Source organism: Streptomyces kebangsaanensis, assembly GCF_001906585.1.
In the GTDB taxonomy this organism is placed as follows: domain Bacteria; phylum Actinomycetota; class Actinomycetes; order Streptomycetales; family Streptomycetaceae; genus Streptomyces; species Streptomyces kebangsaanensis.
On sequence record NZ_JUJA01000142.1, the window covers coordinates 16,457 to 21,161 of the forward strand.

The following is a 4,705-nucleotide window of genomic DNA, read 5'->3' on the forward strand; positions in this document are numbered from 1 at the left end:
GGGTACGGCTGGGCGGGCTGCTGCTGGGGAGCGAACTGTCCCGGGACCTGCTGCCCCGGCTGTCCCGGGTAGGGGTGCTGCCCGGGGTAGGGGTGCTGCCCCGGTACGGGCTGGCCCGGCAGCGGTGGGGCCGCGACCGGCGGCGGGTTGCCGTCGGACGTCCACAGTCCGTGCGACTGCTGATGCCGTACGAAGTCCTCGGCGACCAACGCCGCGAGGTGGAAGTACGCCTCCCGCACCTTCGGCCGCATCATGTCCAGGTCGACCTCGGCACCGGCGGCCAGATGCTCGTCGAAGGGCACCACGACGACCCCGCGGCAACGGGTCTCGAAGTGGGAGACTATGTCCTCCACCTTGATCATCTTGCCGGTCTCGCGCACACCCGAGATCACGGTGAGGGCGCGTGCGACCAGGTCGGCGTACCCGTGCGCGGACAGCCAGTCCAGCGTCGTACTGGCGCTGCTCGCACCGTCCACGGACGGCGTGGAGATGATGATGAGCTGGTCGGCGAGGTCGAGCACACCGCGCATGGCGCTGTAGAGCAGGCCCGTGCCGGAGTCGGTGAGGATGATCGGGTACTGCTTGCCCAGCACGTCGATCGCGCGGCGGTAGTCCTCGTCGTTGAACGTCGTGGACACGGCCGGGTCGACGTCGTTGGCGATGATCTCCAGCCCGGAGGGCGCCTGGGACGTGAACCGCCGGATGTCCATGTAGGAGTTGAGGTACGGGATCGCCTGGACGAGGTCACGGATGGTGGCCCCGGTCTCCCGGCGCACCCGGCGGCCGAGCGTACCGGCGTCCGGGTTGGCGTCGATGGCGAGGATCTTGTCCTGCCGCTCGGTGGCGAGCGTGGAGCCGAGCGCGGTGGTGGTGGTCGTCTTGCCGACACCGCCCTTGAGACTGATCACGGCGATCCGGTAGCAGGACAGCACCGGCGTACGGATCAGCTCCAGCTTCCGCTGCCGCTCGGCCTCCTCCTTCTTCCCGCCGATCCTGAACCGGGGCCCGGGGCTGGCCGGCCGGCCGCTGCGGGCCTTCTGCTTCTTGTTGTTGAGCAGCCGGTCGGAGGACAGCTCCACGGCCGCCGTGTAACCGAGCGGAGCGGCCCCCGGATTGGTCGGCTGCCGCTGGTCGTGCTGCACCGGCTGCGGCCAGCCGGTCCCGAGCCGGGGATCGACGGGCTGCTGAGCCTGAGCCGGGTCGGGCTGCTGAGGCTGCTGGGGCGGTTGGGGGAAGCCGTAACCGCTGGGCGGAACGGGCGGGTTGGGGATGGCGCCCGGTGCCTGGGGGAAGCCGTATCCCGGTTGGGGGCCGGCCGGTGGGGCGGGGGCGTTCATGGGCTGCTGGGCGGGGGGCTGTTGCGTGCCCGGGGTGCCGGGTTGGGGGAAGCCGTATCCCGGTTGGGGGCCGGCCGGTGGGGCGGGGGCGTTCATGGGCTGCTGGGCGGGGGGCTGTTGCGTGCCCGGGGCGCCGGGTTGGGGGAAGCCGTATCCCGGCTGGGGGGCTGCGGGGGCGGCCGCCTGGTTCCAGGCAGCGGGGGCCGGCTGCGGCGCCGGCGGCTGGAAGGGCGGCTGCTGGGCCGACTCGGGAGGCGGCCCCTGCGGTGCCGTCGGCTGCGGCTGCGGCTGCGGCTGCGCGGCCGGGTGGGGCTGCGGTTGGCTGGGCCACTGGGCCGCCGGAGCGGGTGCGGCGGGCTGGTACGACGGCGGCAGCGGCGGCACCGGCCCCTGCGGGACCGGCGGGGGAGTCCAGGAGGCAGGCGCGTCCTGCGGGACGACGTCCTGCGGGACGGCGGCGTCCTGGGGCTCGGCCGCGACCGGCTGAGCGGCCGAGGCAGCGGACTCCTCGGCCTCGCCGCCCGCGGGCTCGGTGCCGGCCGAAGCGGCGTCCGCGTCGCCGGTCTCCGCCGCCCCGGCATCCGTGGCGTGCGACGCGTCCGTGTCCGCGGCCGGGGCGCTTCCGGCCCCGCTCGGCTCGCCCTCGGCGGACTCGGAGTCACCGGACACCTCGGCGACGGGCTGCACCGCCCCGGTCCCGTCGGCGGATTCGGTGGAATGGGCGGACTCGGCGGATTCGGCCTCCCCCTCCGGGCCACGCTCGTCCGACCCCGTGTCCTCCGCGGCCCGGTCCTCTCCCTCCGCCGGCGCGACGGACTCGTCCTCCCGGACCTCGGCCCCGGGCGTCTCACCCTGCGCGTCGGTCCGCTCCGCGACCTCCCGCTTCGGGGCACCGGCGGAGATCCGCATGGTGGCACCGCTCTCGAGGTCACCGGCCCCGGGACCCGCCCCCTGCTCCTGCGGTTCGAACCCACTGTCCGCCGGAAGCTGCGGCACGGCCACCGGGTTCCCCTCCGGCGGCGCGGGCGGCACGGGCGGCACGGGCGGCGTGTAGGCACCGCCCGGCTGGAACGCCGGAGGCGGAGTGAAGGACGCTCCCGGCGCGGGAGCCGGCGGAGCCGGCGAACCGGAGGACTCTCCCGCCTCCCCGCCCCCGGACCCCGAACCGCTCGACGCGTTCTGCGTGTACCAGGCGGGCGGCGCGTAGTCGATGGTGAACTCGCCGGTCGTCTCGATGGCCGACTCCGCGTCGGGCTGGTCATCGTCGGGTGTGGCCCAGCCCCCGCGGATCCCGTCCCGATCGCTGTTCACAGTTCCTCCTGGTGTGGTCGAGCACCCTCATGCTGCCGGGGCGACCATGTCGTGTCGTTCCGAGTCGTCCGTAGTCGTTCGAGGCAGTCCGGTCCACCGGCTCCCCCGGGGCCGTCGACGTCCGGCCCGCGGGTACTGCCGTCGCGCCCGCTCCCAGCCTAATCACCACGGGCCACACCCCGGCAGGCCCGTCCACCCCCCAACACGCGCCCACCGGGCCACGCCCGCCCGGCACATGACGTGGCCGGCCGCCACCACACCACGTCAGTCCCGAACGAACCGGGCGAGAAGGGAGAGTTCAGTCCATCCGCCGCGGATTGCCCAACAACCCGGTCTCGGCATCGGTGGGTCGGGTCATCACGTACTGCCGGTCCCGGTCGGCGCACCACAGCGTGAGGCCGTCGGCGAGCGTCGGCAGGGACTCCACGTCCGCCCGCGGCAACGCCATGGTGCGACTCAGGTCGGCCGCCTCGTCCGGCGAGATCCGCTGGACGCCGACGAGCCGTGCCTGCCGTATCAGCCGAGGGGCCACCGGACTCATGTACGGCAGCAGGGTCAGCACCGACTGCCAGGGGCCCGACACGACCCGGCCGCGCGGCGGCCGCATGCCGCAGTCCCGCACGACCAGCACGGGCGTGCCGGCCGACGCGCCTTGCGGGGGCACCCGGCCCACCTCGTACACGGCCAGTCCGTTCTGACCGCCGCCCATGGCGTGCACCATCTGCACCCAGGACCGGGGCCGGCCCGTCTCCACGGCGACACGCGCCCCGGTGGCCGCCGCGCGCAGGGCCAGGACCTGCGCCGTCCACAGACCGCCGATGAGCACGACGTCGTACGGCGTCGGCCGGTTGAGCCCCAGAACGGCGGGCTGCCCCTCGGCGTCCACGCCGATGACGACGCCGTCGTCCCCGATGGGCAGCGCGAGCGCGTCCAGCTGCTCCGGGGGGAGCGTGTGGTGCCCGTGCCGCGGACCGATCAGCCCGAGGCCGCTGCGCAACCGCCCCCGCAGCCGCTCGGCGACAGAAGGCGGAACCTCACCCGAAGGGTCGACCGCCCGTGTGGACATGGCGGTCACCGGGCACCTCCGAGGGGCAGTGTGGCGAGCATGCCGGGCACCTGCTCCCGGTCCAGGCGGGCGAGTCCCGCGCCCGCCCGTCGCGCGACATCCTCCAACGCGCGCCGCGCGGCCACCAGTTCGTCGTCACTGCGCCCGGTGACCCGTACGTGTCCGCACAGCGCCGCCTCCTGCCGCTCCGCGCGCGAGAGCGTGAGACTGAACGTCGTGGCGAGCGCCGGCACGCTGGTGAGCAGCGCCACGAACTGCGGCAGGGCCGGGCCGCGGCCGCCCAGTGGGGGCCAGCGCCGAACCCAGTAGGTGGTGTGGCGGCGGTTGTCGCAACGCCAGCTGCGGCCGGACTCCTCCGTCCGCCGCTCCCGCGTCCCGCTCCGCCCGGCCTCCGCCGTCACCAGCGGGTTGGCGCACGCGGACGTGGCGATGGCGGCGGTCAGCTCCTCCTCGTTGAGCAGGGTCGTACGGAACCCGGCCCCCGTCAGCCGGCTGGCAAGGTGATCGGCGACCCGCGCAAGGCACTTCTGCGCTCCCACGAGCCCACCGCCCCGCGCTTCCACCGCCTCCCGGCACAGCTCCGGGTCGAGCTTCAGCGCGATCCACGTGATGCGCACCGCGGGCGCCCCGGTCTGCTCCTGCAGCGGCGCGTAGTTGGTCACGGCCACCGAGTGCTGCGGCAGGTGCAGCGCCGGCGCGGGCTGCGTGTGCAGCACGATCTGCGCCGACTCCAGCCGTATCCCGTCCACGTCCAGCGCGTCCCGCACCAGCCCGACCGGCAACGGCTGCCGCCCCCGATCGGCCCGCAGCGCCGTGACGTCGGCCTCCACCTGCACGACGGCACTGAGAAAGGTCCCGTCCCCGACCATCCCGACGGGGCGTCGGTCCCGGCCGCCGTAGGAGCAGGTGCGCAGGGCCGGTTCGCACTCGACGGCGGGTGCCAGTCCCGGCTCGACGCCGGGCGGCGCCGGGGTGCTCGCGGCCCGCCGCC

General features: G+C 74.8%; 3 protein-coding genes. All 3 read right to left on the bottom strand.

The window, feature by feature from the left end:
- The coding region (locus RH94_RS21055; RefSeq protein ID WP_073949071.1) for an SCO5717 family growth-regulating ATPase at positions 1 to 2,648 on the bottom strand (2,648 nt) is incomplete at its 3' end.
- A 298-nt stretch (positions 2,649 to 2,946) separates the two neighbouring features.
- Positions 2,947 to 3,714, bottom strand: a complete 768-nt coding sequence (locus tag RH94_RS21060; protein WP_073949089.1) for a hypothetical protein — start codon at positions 3,712 to 3,714, stop codon at positions 2,947 to 2,949.
- Between the two features lie 5 nt (positions 3,715 to 3,719).
- Positions 3,720 to 4,705, bottom strand: a 986-nt coding sequence (gene eccE, locus RH94_RS21065; RefSeq protein WP_234425921.1) for a type VII secretion protein EccE, incomplete at its 5' end; no start/stop codon positions are given.